This window comes from Leifsonia lichenia, assembly GCF_054780215.1.
Genome location: NZ_BAAGWT010000001.1, coordinates 482747 through 498759, shown reverse-complemented (window position 1 = coordinate 498759; position 16013 = coordinate 482747). Strand labels below are relative to the sequence as shown.

Sequence of the window (16013 nt, the reverse complement as noted above, 5' to 3'; positions counted from 1 at the left end):
TCCTAGAACGCGCTCAGCGAGGAACGACCCCGGACTTCCTAGAATGAGTGCGTGCATCGAACTCACGCGGCGACCCGCGCATCCGTGGCTGCTGTCGGCGTCCTCCTGGCCGGTCTCGCGCTGACCGGATGCACGTCGGCGTCCTCGAAACCGGTGGACGACTACGCCGGGGAGCCCAAAGGCGTCGAAGCGCCGGCGAGCAGCGCGGGCGGCGCGGCGTGGGCGGCGTGGATGAAGAGCGGCGACCAGTTCGCGATCGTGCTCTATGGCAGCTCGAGCTGCCCGCCCAAGGTCGCATCGGTCTCCGTCACGGCGAGCAACCAGCTCAAGGCCACCCTGGCGCCGGCCCCCGGCGGCATCTGCACCCGCGACTACGTGCCGCACACCACGATCTTCGACACGCCGTCCGGAGTGACGACGACCTCCGACGTGACCGTCACCCTGCCGGACACGACGCTCACGCTGCCCGGTCTGCGCGGCTGACACCGCGCATCCGGAACAGTCGGCGGAATCGCCGTCACGCCCACGGCGAACAGGGGCTATGCGGGGCGCTCCCGGTGGTTACTCTCTTTGTATCGACGCCAACCCTGCAACGGCGTCTGAGGAGTAGACATGTTCGAGAGATTTACCGACAGAGCCCGCCGCGTCGTCGTCTTGGCCCAAGAAGAGGCCAAGATGCTCAACCACAACTACATCGGGACGGAGCACATCCTGCTCGGCCTGATCCACGAGGGTGAGGGTGTCGCCGCCAAGGCGCTCGAGTCGCTCGGCATCTCGCTCGATGCCGTTCGCGAGCAGGTCCAGGACATCATCGGCCAGGGCCAGCAGCAGCCGACGGGACACATCCCGTTCACGCCGCGCGCCAAGAAGGTGCTCGAGCTGTCCCTGCGCGAGGCGCTGCAGCTCGGCCACAACTACATCGGCACCGAGCACATCCTGCTCGGCCTCATCCGCGAGGGCGAGGGTGTCGCAGCCCAGGTGCTGGTCAAGCTCGGCGCCGACCTCAACCGCGTGCGCCAGCAGGTCATCCAGTTGCTCAGCGGCTACCAGGGCAAGGAGCAGGTCCAGGTCGGGGGCAACGATCAGGCGACCGCGCAGGCCGGAAGCCAGATCCTCGATCAGTTCGGCCGCAACCTCACCCAGGCGGCGCGCGACAACAAGCTCGACCCGGTGATCGGACGCGAGAAGGAGATCGAGCGCGTCATGCAGATCCTGTCGCGCCGCTCCAAGAACAACCCTGTGCTGATCGGTGAGCCCGGCGTCGGAAAGACCGCCGTCGTCGAGGGCCTCGCCCAGGCGATCGTCCGCGGCGACGTCCCGGAGACGCTGAAGGACAAGCAGCTCTACACGCTCGACCTCGGCTCGCTCATCGCAGGCTCCCGCTACCGCGGTGACTTCGAGGAGCGCCTCAAGAAGGTCACCAAGGAGATCCGCACCCGCGGCGACATCATCACCTTCATCGACGAGATCCACACCCTGGTGGGTGCCGGAGCCGCAGAGGGCGCCATCGACGCCGCGTCGATCCTGAAGCCGCTGCTCGCCCGCGGCGAGCTGCAGACCATCGGCGCCACCACGCTCGACGAGTACCGCAAGCACTTCGAGAAGGATGCCGCCCTCGAGCGCCGCTTCCAGCCCATCCAGGTGAACGAGCCGTCGCTGCCGCACACGATCAACATCCTCAAGGGGCTGCGCGACCGCTACGAGGCGCACCACAAGGTGTCGATCACGGACGGCGCGATCGTGTCCGCCGCGAACCTCGCCGACCGCTACATCCAGGACCGCTTCCTCCCTGACAAGGCGATCGACCTGATCGACGAGGCCGGTGCACGCCTGCGCCTGTCGATCCTGTCCGCCCCGCCGGAGCTGCGCGAGTTCGACGACAAGATCGCCGCCGTCCGCTCCCAGAAGGAAGCCGCCATCGAAGACCAGGACTTCGAGAAGGCCGCATCGCTCCGCGACGAGGAGAAGAACCTCCTCGGCGAGCGTCTGCGTCTCGAGAAGCAGTGGCGTTCCGGCGACGTGAAGACCACGGCCGAGGTGGATGAGGGACTCATCGCCGAGGTGCTGGCCCAGGCCACGGGCATCCCGGTGTTCAAGCTCACCGAGGAGGAGTCGGCTCGCCTCGTCTTCATGGAGAAGGCGCTCCACCAGCGCGTCATCGGTCAGGAGGAGGCCATCGCGGCGCTCTCCAAGACCATCCGACGCACCCGCGCAGGCCTCAAGGACCCGAAGCGTCCGTCCGGCTCGTTCATCTTCGCCGGCCCCACCGGCGTCGGCAAGACCGAGCTGGCCAAGGCGCTCGCCGAGTTCCTGTTCGACGACGAGTCGGCCATGATCTCCCTCGACATGTCGGAGTACGGCGAGAAGCACACGGTCTCCAGGCTGTTCGGTGCCCCTCCCGGATTCGTCGGCTTCGAAGAGGGCGGCCAGCTCACCGAGAAGGTTCGCCGCAAGCCGTTCAGCGTCGTGCTGTTCGACGAGATCGAGAAGGCGCACCCGGACATCTTCAACTCGCTGCTCCAGATCCTGGAGGAGGGACGTCTGACAGACGGCCAGGGCCGCGTGGTCGACTTCAAGAACACGGTCATCATCATGACGACCAACCTCGGCACGAAGGACATCTCCGGCGGCCCCGTCGGCTTCCAGATCGAGGGCGACCCGACCACCGGCTACGACCGGATGCGCGGCAAGGTCTACGAGGAGCTGAAGAAGAACTTCAAGCCAGAGTTCCTGAACCGCGTCGACGAGATCATCGTGTTCCCGCAGCTCAACAAGGCGGAACTGCTGCAGATCGTCGACCTGTTCATCAAGCGCCTCTCCGACAGGCTGCTCGACCGCGACATGACGATCGCGCTGGAGCAGGCGGCCAAGGAGCGCCTGATCGAGGTCGGCTTCGACCCCACCCTCGGAGCCCGTCCGCTGCGCCGCGCAGTGCAGCACGAGATCGAGGACCGACTCAGCGAGCGCATCCTGCACGGCGAGCTGAACGCGGGCGACCACGTGCACGTCGACTTCAAGGACGGCGAGTTCGTGTTCACCACGGAGTCCCGCAAGGAGCCGATCGGGGCGGGCGTCAACGCCGCGGCCGCGATCGGCACCGGACCGGCGACGCCGGACCTGGCCGCGTCGTCCGAGTAGAGGTCGTCGTCTCCTGAGGGGGACTGAGTATCCCGGAAGCGGGGTCGCCACTGCGGCGGCCCCGCTTCTGCGTGCGCGGCTGCGTGCCGTGCGGGGGAGCCGGGGGATGCGCATCCACGTGGTCGATGATCGCTAGGCTTGGGCGGGTGAGTGGTTCAGACAGCGCCGGGTTCGTCATCCGCCGGGCGCGCACCAGCGATGTGGTGCGCATCCAGGAGCTCGTGGAGCCGCTGGTGCAGCGACGAATCCTGCTCGGCAAGGACGCGGTGGTGTTCTACGAGTCGCTGCAGGAGTTCCGGGTGGCGGAGACGCCGGACGGCGAACTGATCGGCTGCGGGGCGCTGCACGTGATGTGGCGGGACCTGGCCGAGGTGCGCACGCTCGCCGTGTCGGACGCGTGGCTCGGAAAGGGCATCGGCCGCGCGCTGCTTGGGCGGCTGGAGGACGACGCACGAGAGCTGGGGCTGAGCCGGTTGTTCTGCCTGACGTTCGAGGTGGGCTTCTTCGAGCGCAACGGTTTCCAGGACATGGGCACCGAGACGGTCGACCCTGAGGTGTACGCGGAACTGGTCCGCTCGCACGACGAAGGTGTCGCGGAGTTCCTCGATCTGGCGCGGGTGAAGCCCAACACCTTAGGAAATACTCGTATGTTGAAGCAGCTCTAGCGCGTTGCCGCGGCATTCGCCGCAGCCGCCGCTATTCTGCAGGCATGTCGACGTTCAAGCACCCTGTCGGCCCCCAGCCGAGCACCGTCTATTGGCGACGCCGGCTCCTCCTCGCCCTCGGCGTGATCGCCGTGATCGTGGTCATCGTACTGATCGTCGTGCGGCCGGGCTCCTCGGAGGGTGCGCCGGCACCAGCGGCGACCACGTCGAAGCCTTCCACGTCCGGCAATGGCGCGACGAGCATCCCGACGGAGAACACGACAGCCAGCGGCCAGGCCTGCAAACCGGCGAACGTGAAGGTGGCGGCGAACACGGACGCGGACACGTACGCCGCCGGTCAGTTGCCGAAGCTGACGGTCTCGATCACGAACACCGGGACGGTCGCCTGCAAGATCGACGCCGGAACGGCGCAGCAGGTGTTCACGATCACCAGCGGGTCGGAGACGTACTGGAAGTCCACGGACTGCCAGTCGGACAAAGTGGATGCGGAAGTGCTCCTGCAACCGGGCAAGACGGTGTCGTCGCAGACGCCGATCGAGTGGGATCGCACCCGCTCCGACCCCGCCACCTGCCAGCAGACGCGCGAGCAGGTTCCCGCCGGGGGAGCGTCGTACCACCTGACCACGTCGGTGTCCGGCATCAAGTCGGCTGAGACGAAGCAGTTCATCCTCAACTGACCGGTGCGCGCGCCGCGGCGGCGCCCGGGGCGCGAGATGCCAGTAACTGTGGCGCATCCCGGGCGTTTCTTGACAGTTACTGGCATCTCGTGCCCGCGCGGGGTGGGGCTGTGGATGATGCTGCGCGATGGGAGGCGGTGGCGCGGAGCGTGACCGGGCCGGTCTCCGTCGAGACGCCGGTAAGTGTGGCGCATCCCGGGCGTTTCGCGACAGTTACTGGCATGTCGCGCCCGCGCGGGGTGGGGCTGTGGATGATGCTGCGCGATGGGAGGCGGCGGCGCGGAGCGTGACCGGGCCGGTCTCCGTCGAGACGCCGGTAACTGTGGCGCATTCCGGGCGTTTCGCGACAGTTACTGGCATGTCGCGCCCGCGCGAGCGGGGCTGTGGATGGCGTCGTGCGATGGGAGGCGGTGGCTCGCGGTGGCATGGTGGGCCGCGACGGTGGGAGGCTCGCTGAAGAGACTCCCGGCCAGCGGTGGCGGGGCACCGTGCCGCGGGGGTCAGAACGCGGCGTCGAGCTCCCGCTCGCGGTCGGAGACCGCGGCCGTGAACGCGACGCGGAGGGCCTCACGGATGCTCTCGCTCCGCGCATCCACCCGGGTGACGAAGCCCAGGCGGGTGGCTTCCGCCACGCGCTGCTTGCCGCTGGCGACCGGGCGGATCTCGCCAGCGAGGCTGATCTCGCCGAAGGCCGCGAGCGTGTGCGGGATGGCCTTCTCGTTGGCGGCGGACGCGATGGCCAGGGCGATGGCGAGGTCGGCTCCGGGTTCGGTGAGGCGCACCCCGCCGACCGTGGAGACGTAGACGTCTTTGTCGCCCAGCCGGATGCCCGCGCGGCGTTCGAGCACGGCGAGCAGCATCGCGACCCTGGACGAGTCGACGCCGTTGGTCACCCTGCGCGGGTTCGGCGCCGTGGAGGCGACGACGAGAGCCTGCACCTCGACGGGGAGCGGGCGGCGGCCCTCCATCGCGACCGTGACGCAGGTGCCGGAGACGGGCGTGGGGGTGCGGCTGAGGAACAGCCCGCTCGGGTCGGCGACCTCCACGATGCCGTCGCCGGACATCTCGAAGCAGCCGACCTCGTCCGTCGGGCCGAAGCGGTTCTTGAGCGCCCGGACGAAGCGGAGCGCGGTCTGTCGATCGCCCTCGAACTGGCAGACCACATCCACCAGGTGTTCGAGGAGGCGGGGGCCGGCGATCGAGCCGTCTTTGGTGACGTGGCCGACGAGCAGCACCGGCAGGTTGCGGTCTTTGGCCACGCGGATGAGGGTGCTCGCCACCTCGCGCACCTGGCTCGGGCCGCCGGCCAGGCCCTCGCCGTTGCTGCTGGACACGGTCTGTACGGAGTCGACGATGACGAGCTGCGGGTCGACCGCGTCGATCTGGCCGACGATGGTTGCGAGGTCGGTCTCCGAGGCGAGGAAGAGGTGGTCGTGCATTGCTCCGGTGCGTTCGGCGCGCATCCTGACCTGGCTGACGGACTCCTCCGCGCTCACATAGAGCACCCGCGACTTGGCGCGTGCCGCCCGCGATGCCACCTCCAGCAGGAGGGTGGACTTGCCGACACCGGGCTCGCCGCTCAGCAGTATTGCCGCGCCAGGCACGATGCCACCGCCCAGCACGCGGTCGAACTCCGCGATGCCGCTCGGCCAGTGGCTGACGGAGGCGGTCTCGATGTCGGTGATGGACCTGGCTGCGCGATCGGACCCGATGGTCACCGGTTTCAGCGCGCGGAGCACGCCCGTCGGCGCGGCCGCCTCCGTGACCGTGCCCCACTCCTGGCACTCGCCGCAGCGACCGGCCCACTTAGCCGTCGTCCAGCCGCACTCCGTGCAGCGGTAGTTGAGCTGTGCCTTCGCCACGCAACCTCCTCGATCCGGTTTCACACTACGGGGGACCACCGTCATCCGCGGGAGGATCGCGCGGACTGTGGACAACTCCTGGCCCGTGTCGGTGGTGAGGAGTTCAATGGGCGGTATGGCGAATTTGACCTTCACACTCGCGTCCGGCCGCAAGCTCGGAGTGACCGGCTTCGGCGACTCGGCGGCGGAGAGGGTCGTGGTGTTCTGTCACGCGGCTCCCGGCTCATCGGTCTTCGACCCCGATCCGGACGCATCCAGCAACAGGAACGTGCACATCCTGGCCTTCGACCGGCCAGGATACGGCTCGAGCGACCCACTCCCGGCGGGCACCTGGCCGAGCATCACGCAGGCCGCCGACGACATCGCCGAGTACCTGCAGGCGATGAACCGCGACGAGTCGAGCGCGGGGATCAACCGGCCGGACTCGATCGGCATCGCAGGCTGGTCGGCTGGGGGACGCATCGCGCTCGCGTTCGCCGCCCGCCACCCCGATCTCGCCGACAGGGTCGCGATCGTCGGGACGCCGGCACCGAACGAGTCCGTTCCGTGGATCGACCCGCAGTTGCAGGCGATGTCCGACCACCTGGCCACCCTGGCACCGGATGCGGCGCTCGCCCAGCTCAGCGAGATGCTCCAGCCGCAGGCCGACGCGGTGAACAGCGCGGACGACGTGGCAGACGTGCCGCTCGACCTGCTCGGGGCGTCGGCGGTCGACGACGCGGTGCTCGCGATGCCAGGGGCGCGCGACAGGCTCGGCCGGATGCTGAAGGACGCCTTCCGGCAGGGGCCTGCCGGCGTGGCGGCGGACATCCTCAGCTACACGGCGCGTCCGTGGGGCTTCGACCCTGCCGATGTCGCCGCGAAGACGCTCATCGTCAACGGGCAAGCTGACGCGCTCGCCGGAAACGCGCACGCGACCTGGTACCAGAAGGCGATCCCGGATGCGCGAGTCGAGATGATGCCCGGCGTCGGCCACCTCGCGGTGATCCCCGCGTGGGACAGGGTGCTGTCGCACCTGGCGCCAGGCACGACGCGGCGCTGACGCGCGCGGCGCGGCTCGTGCCGCGTGACGCCCGACTCGTGCTTGCACGTTGCGCACGACTCGTGCGTCCGTGCGGCAGCGCGAGGGCTCGTGCGAAAGGTGCGGTGCGGCACCCGCGCAGCGCACGTCTTGCACGACTTGTGCGCCCGGGCGGTGCGACGGCTCGTGCGAAAGGTGCGGTGTGGCACCTGCGCAGCGCTCGTTGCGCACGACTGGTGCGTCCGTGTGGCGGCGCGAGGGCTCGTGCGAAAGGTGCGGTGTGGCACCTGCGCAGCGCTCGTTGCGCACGACTGGTGCGTCCGTGCGGCGGCGGGAGGGCTCGTGCGAAAGGTGCGGTGCACCACCCGCACAGCGCACGTTGCGCACGACTGGTGCGTCCGTGCGCGGCGGGAGGGCTCGTGCGAGAGGTGCGGTGTGGCACCTGCGCAGCGCACGTTGCGCACGACTGGTGCGTCCGTGCGGCGGCGGGAGGGCTCGTGCGAAAGGTGCGGTGCACCACCCGCGCACCGCACGTTTTGCACGACTCGTGCGCCCGGGCGAGGCGTGCGGGAGCGCGGGGCCGCACATCCCGTGTCAGGCGTTGAGCAGGACGAGGACGTGGTAGACGACGTATGCGGGCCAGACGATGGCCTGCAGCAGGCCGAGGACGACGCCCCAGAACGAGCCGTCAGATGCGGAGACGAAGTAGATCGCGGCGCCGACGTATGCGACGAGGAACACGAAGCTCCACGGGCCGGCGCGCTCGATCACGCGGGTGCGTCCTCTGTCGCTCATCAGCTCGCCTTCGCGTCGGGACGCTGCTCCGTCGCGGCGGGGACGGCGACGGGGCGGCGCGGGAACCTCCGCACCACGTGCGCGGTGACCGCGGGGAGGAACGCGGACGCCCACACCCGGTAACCGCGGTCGTTGGGATGGAACAGGTCCTCGGCGAACTGGGTGACGATGCCGCGCAGCCCCTGCCGCTTCATGGTGTCGTGCAGGGGAACGACGGTGAGTCCACGCTCGGCGGCGACCCGGCGGAGGATGGCGTTGCCCACGGCCACCTTCTTCTCATTCCACGGCAGATAGAAGCAGGGGAGGTCGGCGACGATGGCGTCGTCCGGGATGGCGGCGAAGACCGTGCGGATGCCCTCCTCGAAGAGCGCGGGGTCGAACGCGGCGATGTCGTTGGCGCCGATCGCGACGGTGACGATGTCCGGCTCCAGATCGGCGAACCGTGGCAACTGGTCGGCGACCGCGAGCGCGACCGTCGCGCCGGACACGCTCAAGTTCACCATCCGGACCGACCGCCCCGTCGCCGCCGTGATGTGGTCGGCGATCACGCCGACGTAGCTGTTCCGCGGGGCGGACGCGCCGATGCCCTGCGCGGCGCTGTCGCCGATGGCCACGTAGAGCAGTTCGCCCTCGGTCTTGGCCGCATCCCGCCACCATTTGGAATGCACGGGCAGCGTCTCGTTCAGCCGGATGCGGTTCGCCTCGAGTGCGCTCTGCGCCTTGCGAACCCGTGCCCACGCGAGCAGACCGACCGCGACCGTGGAGATCCCGGCACCGACAGCGACACGACTCTTCGTCCCCATTCCCAGCACAATACTCGCGCGCATCCCCTGCGGGCTGGTTGCCGGCCGGTGGTGAGCTGCTGGCTTCCTGCCGATTGGCGGTCGGCGGGGGGTTTCGCGTACGATAGTCCGCGGTACCGTGTCCGAGCGGCCGAAGGTGCAACTCTCGAAAAGTTGTGTGGGTGAAAGCCCACCGTGGGTTCAAATCCCACCGGTACCGCCACGTGCAAGCCCCCGCCATCCCAGCAATCGCAAGGGATGCGGGGGCTTTCGCTTGCGCGCGCCACCAGTGGTGCGGCGACTCGTGACCTCGCAACGCTGCGCTCCCGCTGTTGACAGCGCCGTCACCGGGCCCAATAATTAGGCATATGCCTAAGTATCACGATGAGCTCGACGCCGTGCTCCGCGCCCTTGCGGATCCCACGCGCCGGGCCATCGTGGAACGGCTGGTGACGTCGCCCGCCGTCGTGTCGGAACTGGCGGCGCCGTTTCCGATGGCGCTGCCCTCGTTCATGCAGCACCTGGGGGTGCTGGAGAGCGCGGGCCTGATCAGCTCGGCGAAGCACGGACGCGTGCGGACCGTGAGCCTGCGACCCGGCGCACTCGACGTGCTGCACGTGTGGCTCGGCGAGCAGCGCACCCCGGCAGAGCGCCAGGCCGACCGGCTCGGCATCCATCTGGCCCGCACCACCTCGAAGGAGAACTGAAAATGACACGCGTTCGCATGGACCTGTTCGTCTCGCTGGACGGCTACACGACGGCAGACCCGACACCCGATGCTCCGATGGGTCCGGACTGGGGCCGCCTGACCGCGGCGTACACGGCGACGCGCACCTTCCGCGCGAACGTGTTCGGCGACGACACCGGGGCGGGGACGAACGGCGTGGACGACCGATACGCATCCGCGTTCTTCGACGGGATCGGCGCCGAGATCATGGGGGCGGGGATGTTCGGCCTGCACACGTTCCCCGGAGACCCGGACTGGAAGGGCTGGTGGGGGGATCGGCCGCCGTTCGGCACCCCCGTCTACGTCCTCACCCACACAGCGCCCCGACCGCCGATCCCGATGGAGGGCGGCACGACGTTCCATTTCCGCGAGGGCGGCATTGCGGACGTTCTCGCCGAGGCGACCACCGCAGCCGATGGACGGGATGTGCGGGTCGGAGGGGGAATCGGCACGGCGCGCGAATTCCTGCGCGCTGGGCTGGTCGACGACCTGCACCTGCTGGTCGCGCCGATCGTCCTCGGCCGCGGTACCCGTTTCTGGGACGACCTGCCCGACCTCGACCGCACCCACACCGTGACGAGCGAGGTCGCCGAGAGCGGCACCATCCACGTCCGCTTCACCCGATAGGAACAGACATGACGATCGAACGCCGCCTCGCCAGAGCCGAGTTCACCCTGACCCGCGACTACCCGGCATCCATCGACCGCGTCTGGGACTCCTTCGCCGACGAGCAGCAGAAACTGAGCTGGTGGGGCGCAGGAGACAGCATCGAAGCCCGCGAATGGGCGTTCGACTTCCGCGTCGGCGGGCGCGACGTCGCCGAAGGTCAATTCCACAATGGGCCGTTGTCGCGGTACGAGGCCACGTACACCGACATCGTCGAGCATGTGCGCATCGTCACGACGTACGACATGTGGCTCGACGGCATCCACATGTCGACGTCGGTGGCGTCGCTGGAGTTCGAGCCGCTGCCCGACGGCACCCGCTTCACGCATGTCGAGCACGGCGTGTTCTTCGACCAGTTCTGGGCGGATGGAGTCGGTCGCGAGACCGGCACGCGCGGTCTGCTGGATGCGCTGGGCCGCTACCTCTCCTGACGGAACCTGCCCTGCCCGGCCAGGTCCGGCTGCGCGAGCGGCCGGAGTCGCCAGGGAGGGGGTGTGTTCGACGGCCGTTGGTGGGAGTCTGTCCGTATGGCGACGACGACGCGGGTGCTCAGCGTGACAGTTCCGGTTCCCGACCAGGACCAGGCTTTGGCGTTCTACCGGGATGTGCTCGGCTGCGAGGTGCGATACGACGGCGAGCCGTGGCCCGGCGCGCGGATGATCGAGGTGGTGCCGCCCGGCTCCTCGGTGGGCATCGTGCTCCTCCCGGCCGACAGCGAGATCCCCGTCGCCCTGCGCCTCGGGACGGCCGACGCCGCGGCGGCGTTCGAGCGCGTCAAGCAGGAGGGCGTGACCCTTCACAACGACGCCCCGATCACCTTGGGCGGCGGCACCCCGATGTTCTTCTTCGACGACCCGTTCGGCAACGGGCTCGTCTTCATCCAGGATGCGGGCGGCGAGCAGGCGGGGGCGCCGACGTAGGCGGAGACTGCTCAGGCGGGGCAGTACTCGCCGGGGAAGCCCGACTGCGGGCCGACCTGGATGCCCTGCACAGTGCTGTCGATGATGTCGAAGGCGATCCAGGTGCCGTTTCCGTCGGTGATCCCGTAGTAGGTGCTGATGGAACCGTCGCCGTACGCGCCCGTCGCCTGAAGGTCGGGGTACGCGGCCTGCAGTTCAGCGAGCGTGGAGCCGACTCCGATGCCGGCCGCCGTCCTCGGTGAGTGGTCCGCAGCGCTCGTCTGATCGGGGCCGAAGCGCGCGATGGTCACCGCGCCGACCGTGTGCAGAGCGTCCGGCCTGCCGGCCACGATCACGTATGGCGCGCCGGGCTGTTCCAGGTTCAACTGCCCCTCGGTGCAGAGGGGGTCCGTCGTGTCGGTGAACGCCGTGAGGGCTGCCTTCTGCTCCTCGAACGTCGATCCGAGGGTGATCGGCCCGATCCCCGCGAAGTCGATCGTCCAGGTCGACGGGTCGGCGGGGTCGGTCGTGTCGACAGGGGTGGGGGCGACCGGCGTCCGCGTCGGCGTGGAGGTGGCCGGTGGATTCGGTGTCTCGCTCGGTGTCACGGGCGGCGCCGTGGTGGCGGGCGGAGCGCCGAACGGGATCGCACCCGAGAGCGCGAGCGCGGCACCCCCCGTCGAGACGAGCACGGCCGCGACGACGAGCGAGACGACGACAGCGACCCGGCGATTCGGCCGGCGCTTCGTGTCGTTCCCTGCCTCGTCGACGAGCATCGCCGTGATGGCGTCGAGGCGGTCGCGGTCGAACGGGTCCAGGTCGTCACCGCTGTGCGGGGTCTGGGCGTTGCCGTAGTCGTTCATCGTGCACCTCCCGCGGTGGCTGTCGAGTCTGCGAAGTCGATGGTCGACTCCGCCAGCTTCTTCTTGGCGCGTGAGAGCCGGGACTTCACCGTCCCCAGCGGGACGCCCAGCGCGCTGGCCGCGTCCGCCAAGGTCATCTCCTGAATGAGGCACAGCGAGACGACGTCCTGTTCCTTCACGGACAGACGGGCGAACGCCTCCCGGACGGCGGCGCGTCGCGGCGCGCGGTCGATGCGGTCGTTCACCGCCGGAGCGAAATCGTCCTCGTGGCGAGCGGCAGGAAGGCTCTCCATTGCACGACGGTGGCGGCGATGCGCTCTGGTGACATTCTTTGCGACATAGTTCGTCGTCACCAGCAGCCAGGCGAGCACGGAACCGTTCACGACGCGCACCGAGTCGCGCTTTCGCCACGCCTCCAGGAAGACCAGAGCGGCGATGTCCTCCGCGTCGTGGAACGACTGCACCGACCGCATCGCCTGCCACAGCACGCGATTGCGGTGCAGCTCGAAGAGCGCACCGAACGCGGCCGGGTCGCCGGAGCGGACCGCGGCCCACTCGTCTGGCTCAGCCTCGCCGAAAACCGAAGACGTCATACCTCATAGTGTCCGGATGCACGCGAAAGGTTCCACGCGGCCCGGACGCGGCGTGTCAGCCGGTCACGCCCTCCGCCAGTCGTCGCTCGTGAGGTGCGACCCGGCCTGCGGGCCCATCTGGAGCATCCCGCCGTCGACCGTCCAGGACGCGCCCGTGACGTACGCGGCGCTCGCCGAAGCGAGGAACGCGATCACCGCCGCCACCTCGCGCGCGTCGCCGGGGCGGCCGAGGGGGATGCCAGGGCGGTGCACGTCGTGCGGATCTTCGTCGGTCGCGTCGTTCATCGGGGTGGAGATCTCGCCCGGAGCCACCGCGTTGCAGGTGATGCCGTACTCGCCGAGCTCCAGGGCGAGCGTCTTGATAAGGCCGCCGAGGCCGTGCTTGGCCGCGTCGTATGCGGCGGAGCCGACCCGTGGCTGGTGCTCGTGCACGCTGGTGACGGCGATGATCCGGCCGCCCCTGCGCGCGTCGACCATGCGACGTGCCACCCGCTGGATGCACACGAACGGGCCGTCCAGATCGGCCGCGACCGTCGTGCGCCAGGTGTCCCAGTCGGTGTCGAAGAAGGCCGGCCCGCCGTTGACGCCCGCGTTGTTCACGAACACGTCGCAGCCGCCGAGGTCGTCGGCCAGGCGGTCGACCACATCCCCGCAGGCGGGCGCATCCGTGGTGTCGAGCCGGGTGACGACCGCGCGGCGGCCGCGCTCCCTGACGAGGCGGGCGGTCTCCTCCGCTCCGTCCTCGTCGGAGTGCCAGGTGATGCCGACGTCGAGACCGGCGTCGGCGAGGGCGACCGCTGTTGCGCGCCCGATCCCCGAGTCGGAGCCGGTGACGATCGCGGTGCGTGGACGGAATTCGTGGTCTGCCATGGGGCGGAGTCTCCGCCTGAAATCCCGGCGCCGCTAGCCCTTGGCTGCACGCAGGCCGTCAGGGTGCGGTGAGCACGAAGAACAGGAAAGCCAGGAACCGTCCGCTCGGCCGATTCTCGAACTCCTCGGGGAAGCGCTCGTACGCGGTGGCGGACGGCGCCGGTTCGCTGATCTTCTCGATGCGGAACCCGGCCGAGGTGAACGCGTCGATCATCGCGTGAAGCGGGCGATCCCAGAACGTGAGCTGCGCTGTCCCACCGCCCATCGTCCACTCCTCCGTGCGCGCCCGGACGCCGAAGTACTCCGACGTGCCACCCGAGAGACGATCGCTGAGGAAGACGGCGGACGGATGCTCCTCCGACACCAGGAGCCGCCCACCCGGCTTCAGCACACGGCGGAACTCGGCCAGCGTCGGCGCCCAGTCCTCCAGGTAGTGCAGCGCCTGGGAGACGACGACATCGTCGAACGTCTGGTCGGCGAAGGGCAGTGGATGCGCCAGATCGGCCACCAGCAGATCGGCGTCGGCGCCGAGTCGTCGCCTGGCCTGCGCCACCATCCCCGCGCTGGAGTCGAAGCCCGTGACCACGGCGCCCCTGTCGCGAAGGTCCGACAGGATCGGGCCGGAACCGCAGCCGGCGTCGAGGACCCTCCTGCCAGCGACGTCACCAGCGAGCTCGACCAGCGCTGGCCGGTTGTAGTACTCGTTCAGGAGGCTGGTCTCATTGAGCGCCGCGTAGCCCTCGGCGATGGTGTCGTACGCGGTCGCGTCGTGCGGCTGAGTCATGGGGCTCATCGTGCCACACCGGGGTCCCCGTTCATTCGCTGGCGAGCCCCGCATCCACTGCATCGGCCTACGCGTCGTCGTCGCGCTGCGCACCGCGCGACGACGACGGGATGAGCAGGGTGGCCACCACGCCCACGACGAGGAACGCTGCGGCGAGGGAGGAGCCGAGCGCGACCGCCTGCGTCATCGCCTCGCGTGCTGCGTCGGCCGCGAACGCGGTCTCCGGGTGGGAGGCGAGCGGCGCGATGACGGCTCCCGCGCTGTCGGTGACGGCGTCGCTGAGCTTCGTGGCGTCGGCGGCGGACAGGCCGGCGTCCGTCAGCTTTCCGTGGAGGCTGGTTCCGAGGGAGGAGAAGAACACGGTCGTCAGCGCGGCGATGCCGAGTGCGGAACCGAGCTGGCGGAAGGTGCTCTGGATGCCAGAGGACTGTCCGCCCTCGCCCTCGGGTACGTCGGCCAGCACCACATTGGTCACCTGCGAGGTCGCGAAGCCGACGCCGATGCCGTAGAAGAACAGCACGAGGGCGATGAACCACCAGTTCGCGTCGGTGAACGCCGCGACCAGACCGAGCCCGGCGAGGCCGACGACCTCGAGGATCAGGCCGATCCTGACCAGCGCAAGCGGAGACACCTTCTCGGACAGCGGGAAGCTGATGCCGCTGGCGACGAAGCTGCCGATGGCGATCGGGACGAGGGTGGCTCCGGCCTCCAGCGGCGAGTAGTCCAGCGTGAACTGGAGCCAGAGCGGGAGGACGGCGATGATGCCGAACTCGCCGAGACCAATGATCAGGGTGGCGAAGTTGCCGTTGCGGAACGACGAGATCGAGAACAGCCGGACATCCATTAGCGGCTGGTGCGTGCTCGTGTCGCGGCTGGTCACGATCTGACGCCAGACGAATGCCGCCAGGAGGACGACGGAGACGACCAGGGCGACGAGCGCGGGGGAGAGACCGGAGTCCCAGGTCGCACCGAACAGGGTGAACGCCTTCTCGCTGGTCACCCAGCCGTACACGCGTCCCTCCACCAGGCCGAACGAGAGCAGGCCGAGACCGAGGATCGACAGGACGGCGCTGAACCCGTCCACGCGTCCGCGCGAACGCTGGGGCTGGGTCAGGAACACGACGGCGATGACCAGGATGACGACGGTGAGCGGGATGTTGATGCCGAACGCCCAGCGCCACGACGCGTGCTCAGACAGCCATCCGCCGAGAACCGGGCCGAGGACCGTCGCCGCGCCGATGGTCGAACCCCACACGGCGAAGGCTTGGCCGCGGGCCGGGCCGGTGAACATGTGGTTCAGCAGGGCGAGGGAGGTGGGCAGGATCGCGGCGGCACCGATTCCCTGCAGGAAGCGGGCCAGGATGAGGATCTCGCCGTTCGGGGCAAGCCCGGCCAGCAGGCTCGTCACACCGAAGATGATCACGCCCCAGATGAACACGGTCTTCGCGCCGCGCAGGTCGGCGATGCGGCCGACGAGCAGCAGAAGCGCGGCGAACACGATCGCGTACGACTCCTGGATCCACTGCGCCTGACTCGAGTCGATCTTCAGGTCGTCGATCACGGATGGGGTGATCACGTTCACGATCGTGGTGTCGACCACGATCAGGGCCACGCCGAGCGCGACCGCGATCAGTCCGATCCAGCGACGAGCGCCAGTGGAAACTCCCATTG

The 16013-nt window shown here is 69.2% G+C and carries 17 protein-coding genes and 1 tRNA gene; 10 read left to right on the top strand and 8 right to left on the bottom strand.

From position 1 onward, the window contains the following. Nucleotides 1-51 precede the first annotated feature (51 nt). From ACYVGI_RS02350 to ACYVGI_RS02335, 4 genes are all read left to right on the top strand, one after another. Nucleotides 52-483 carry a hypothetical protein gene (locus ACYVGI_RS02350; RefSeq protein ID WP_460631051.1) on the top strand — a complete coding sequence of 144 codons (432 nt, stop codon included), beginning with the start codon at nt 52-54 and terminating at the stop codon, nt 481-483. A 129-nt stretch (nt 484-612) separates the two neighbouring features. Then, complete coding sequence (locus ACYVGI_RS02345) at nt 613-3138, top strand: ATP-dependent Clp protease ATP-binding subunit (RefSeq protein WP_460631050.1); 2526 nt, start codon at nt 613-615, stop codon at nt 3136-3138. Nucleotides 3139-3284: 146 nt separating this feature from the next. Continuing rightward, a complete protein-coding gene (locus ACYVGI_RS02340) occupies nt 3285-3803 on the top strand; it encodes an amino-acid N-acetyltransferase (protein ID WP_460631049.1) in 519 nt (172 codons plus the stop codon). A gap of 44 nt (nt 3804-3847) precedes the next feature. Beyond that, nucleotides 3848-4480 (top strand): hypothetical protein, encoded by a 633-nt coding sequence (locus tag ACYVGI_RS02335; protein ID WP_460631048.1) that lies wholly within the window; start codon nt 3848-3850, stop codon nt 4478-4480. A gap of 500 nt (nt 4481-4980) precedes the next feature. Here the strand turns inward: ACYVGI_RS02335 and radA are convergent, their stop codons facing one another. Next, on the bottom strand, nt 4981-6342 hold the full coding sequence (gene radA, locus ACYVGI_RS02330) for a DNA repair protein RadA (protein ID WP_460631047.1): 1362 nt from the start codon (nt 6340-6342) through the stop codon (nt 4981-4983). A 115-nt stretch (nt 6343-6457) separates the two neighbouring features. Between radA and ACYVGI_RS02325 the strand changes: the two genes are divergently transcribed. Continuing rightward, complete coding sequence (locus ACYVGI_RS02325) at nt 6458-7384, top strand: alpha/beta fold hydrolase (RefSeq protein WP_460631046.1); 927 nt, start codon at nt 6458-6460, stop codon at nt 7382-7384. A 573-nt stretch (nt 7385-7957) separates the two neighbouring features. On the opposite strand, the gene ACYVGI_RS02320 is transcribed toward ACYVGI_RS02325, so the two are convergent. Beyond that, on the bottom strand, nt 7958-8158 hold the full coding sequence (locus ACYVGI_RS02320; RefSeq protein ID WP_460631045.1) for a hypothetical protein: 201 nt from the start codon (nt 8156-8158) through the stop codon (nt 7958-7960). Beyond that, a complete protein-coding gene (locus ACYVGI_RS02315; protein ID WP_460631044.1) occupies nt 8158-8961 on the bottom strand; it encodes an SGNH/GDSL hydrolase family protein in 804 nt (267 codons plus the stop codon). The genes ACYVGI_RS02320 and ACYVGI_RS02315 overlap by 1 nt, the downstream gene beginning before the upstream one ends. A gap of 112 nt (nt 8962-9073) precedes the next feature. Here ACYVGI_RS02315 and ACYVGI_RS02310 point away from each other — a divergent pair. The 5 genes from ACYVGI_RS02310 (at nt 9074) to ACYVGI_RS02290 (ending at nt 11253) form a co-directional block, all read left to right on the top strand. Then, nucleotides 9074-9163: transfer RNA gene (locus tag ACYVGI_RS02310), tRNA-Ser, on the top strand. A 145-nt stretch (nt 9164-9308) separates the two neighbouring features. Next, entirely contained in the window at nt 9309-9647 is a 339-nt protein-coding gene (locus ACYVGI_RS02305; protein WP_460631043.1) for an ArsR/SmtB family transcription factor, read from the top strand. Between the two features lie 2 nt (nt 9648-9649). Then, on the top strand, nt 9650-10294 hold the full coding sequence (locus ACYVGI_RS02300) for a dihydrofolate reductase family protein (RefSeq protein ID WP_460631042.1): 645 nt from the start codon (nt 9650-9652) through the stop codon (nt 10292-10294). Nucleotides 10295-10302: 8 nt separating this feature from the next. Then, complete coding sequence (locus ACYVGI_RS02295; protein ID WP_460631041.1) at nt 10303-10764, top strand: SRPBCC domain-containing protein; 462 nt, start codon at nt 10303-10305, stop codon at nt 10762-10764. Nucleotides 10765-10860: 96 nt separating this feature from the next. Further along, nucleotides 10861-11253, top strand: coding sequence for a VOC family protein (locus ACYVGI_RS02290; protein WP_460631040.1), 393 nt, complete (start codon nt 10861-10863; stop codon nt 11251-11253). 11 nt (nt 11254-11264) lie between these two features. Here the strand turns inward: ACYVGI_RS02290 and ACYVGI_RS02285 are convergent, their stop codons facing one another. The 5 genes from ACYVGI_RS02285 to ACYVGI_RS02265 all read right to left on the bottom strand — a co-directional run bounded on the left by ACYVGI_RS02285 (nt 11265) and on the right by ACYVGI_RS02265 (nt 16011). Next, nucleotides 11265-12095, bottom strand: coding sequence for a hypothetical protein (locus ACYVGI_RS02285; RefSeq protein ID WP_460631039.1), 831 nt, complete (start codon nt 12093-12095; stop codon nt 11265-11267). Beyond that, nucleotides 12092-12688 carry an RNA polymerase sigma factor gene (locus ACYVGI_RS02280; protein WP_460631038.1) on the bottom strand — a complete coding sequence of 199 codons (597 nt, stop codon included), beginning with the start codon at nt 12686-12688 and terminating at the stop codon, nt 12092-12094. Before ACYVGI_RS02280 ends, ACYVGI_RS02285 begins: the two co-directional genes overlap by 4 nt. Before the next feature lie 63 nt (nt 12689-12751). Further along, nucleotides 12752-13558, bottom strand: a complete 807-nt coding sequence (locus ACYVGI_RS02275) for an SDR family oxidoreductase (protein WP_460631037.1) — start codon at nt 13556-13558, stop codon at nt 12752-12754. 58 nt (nt 13559-13616) lie between these two features. Beyond that, nucleotides 13617-14342, bottom strand: coding sequence for a class I SAM-dependent methyltransferase (locus ACYVGI_RS02270; RefSeq protein WP_460631036.1), 726 nt, complete (start codon nt 14340-14342; stop codon nt 13617-13619). A 67-nt stretch (nt 14343-14409) separates the two neighbouring features. Continuing rightward, nucleotides 14410-16011 (bottom strand): MFS transporter, encoded by a 1602-nt coding sequence (locus ACYVGI_RS02265; RefSeq protein ID WP_460631035.1) that lies wholly within the window; start codon nt 16009-16011, stop codon nt 14410-14412. Nucleotides 16012-16013: the final 2 nt, after the last annotated feature.

Excerpts from the sequence above, each read along its gene's own strand:
- ACYVGI_RS02345 (WP_460631050.1), top strand. The coding sequence starts at position 613 with ATGTTCGAGAGATTTACCGACAGAGCCCGCCGCGTCGTCGTCTTGGCC.
- ACYVGI_RS02335 (WP_460631048.1), top strand. The coding sequence starts at position 3,848 with ATGTCGACGTTCAAGCACCCTGTCGGCCCCCAGCCGAGCACCGTCTAT.
- ACYVGI_RS02325 (WP_460631046.1), top strand. The coding sequence starts at position 6,458 with ATGGCGAATTTGACCTTCACACTCGCGTCCGGCCGCAAGCTCGGAGTG.
- ACYVGI_RS02320 (WP_460631045.1), bottom strand. The coding sequence starts at position 8,158 with ATGAGCGACAGAGGACGCACCCGCGTGATCGAGCGCGCCGGCCCGTGG.
- ACYVGI_RS02315 (WP_460631044.1), bottom strand. The coding sequence starts at position 8,961 with ATGGGGACGAAGAGTCGTGTCGCTGTCGGTGCCGGGATCTCCACGGTC.
- ACYVGI_RS02305 (WP_460631043.1), top strand. The coding sequence starts at position 9,309 with ATGCCTAAGTATCACGATGAGCTCGACGCCGTGCTCCGCGCCCTTGCG.
- ACYVGI_RS02300 (WP_460631042.1), top strand. The coding sequence starts at position 9,650 with ATGACACGCGTTCGCATGGACCTGTTCGTCTCGCTGGACGGCTACACG.
- ACYVGI_RS02295 (WP_460631041.1), top strand. The coding sequence starts at position 10,303 with ATGACGATCGAACGCCGCCTCGCCAGAGCCGAGTTCACCCTGACCCGC.
- ACYVGI_RS02290 (WP_460631040.1), top strand. The coding sequence starts at position 10,861 with ATGGCGACGACGACGCGGGTGCTCAGCGTGACAGTTCCGGTTCCCGAC.
- ACYVGI_RS02285 (WP_460631039.1), bottom strand. The coding sequence starts at position 12,095 with ATGAACGACTACGGCAACGCCCAGACCCCGCACAGCGGTGACGACCTG.
- ACYVGI_RS02280 (WP_460631038.1), bottom strand. The coding sequence starts at position 12,688 with ATGACGTCTTCGGTTTTCGGCGAGGCTGAGCCAGACGAGTGGGCCGCG.
- ACYVGI_RS02275 (WP_460631037.1), bottom strand. The coding sequence starts at position 13,558 with ATGGCAGACCACGAATTCCGTCCACGCACCGCGATCGTCACCGGCTCC.
- ACYVGI_RS02270 (WP_460631036.1), bottom strand. The coding sequence starts at position 14,342 with ATGACTCAGCCGCACGACGCGACCGCGTACGACACCATCGCCGAGGGC.
- ACYVGI_RS02265 (WP_460631035.1), bottom strand. The coding sequence starts at position 16,011 with ATGGGAGTTTCCACTGGCGCTCGTCGCTGGATCGGACTGATCGCGGTC.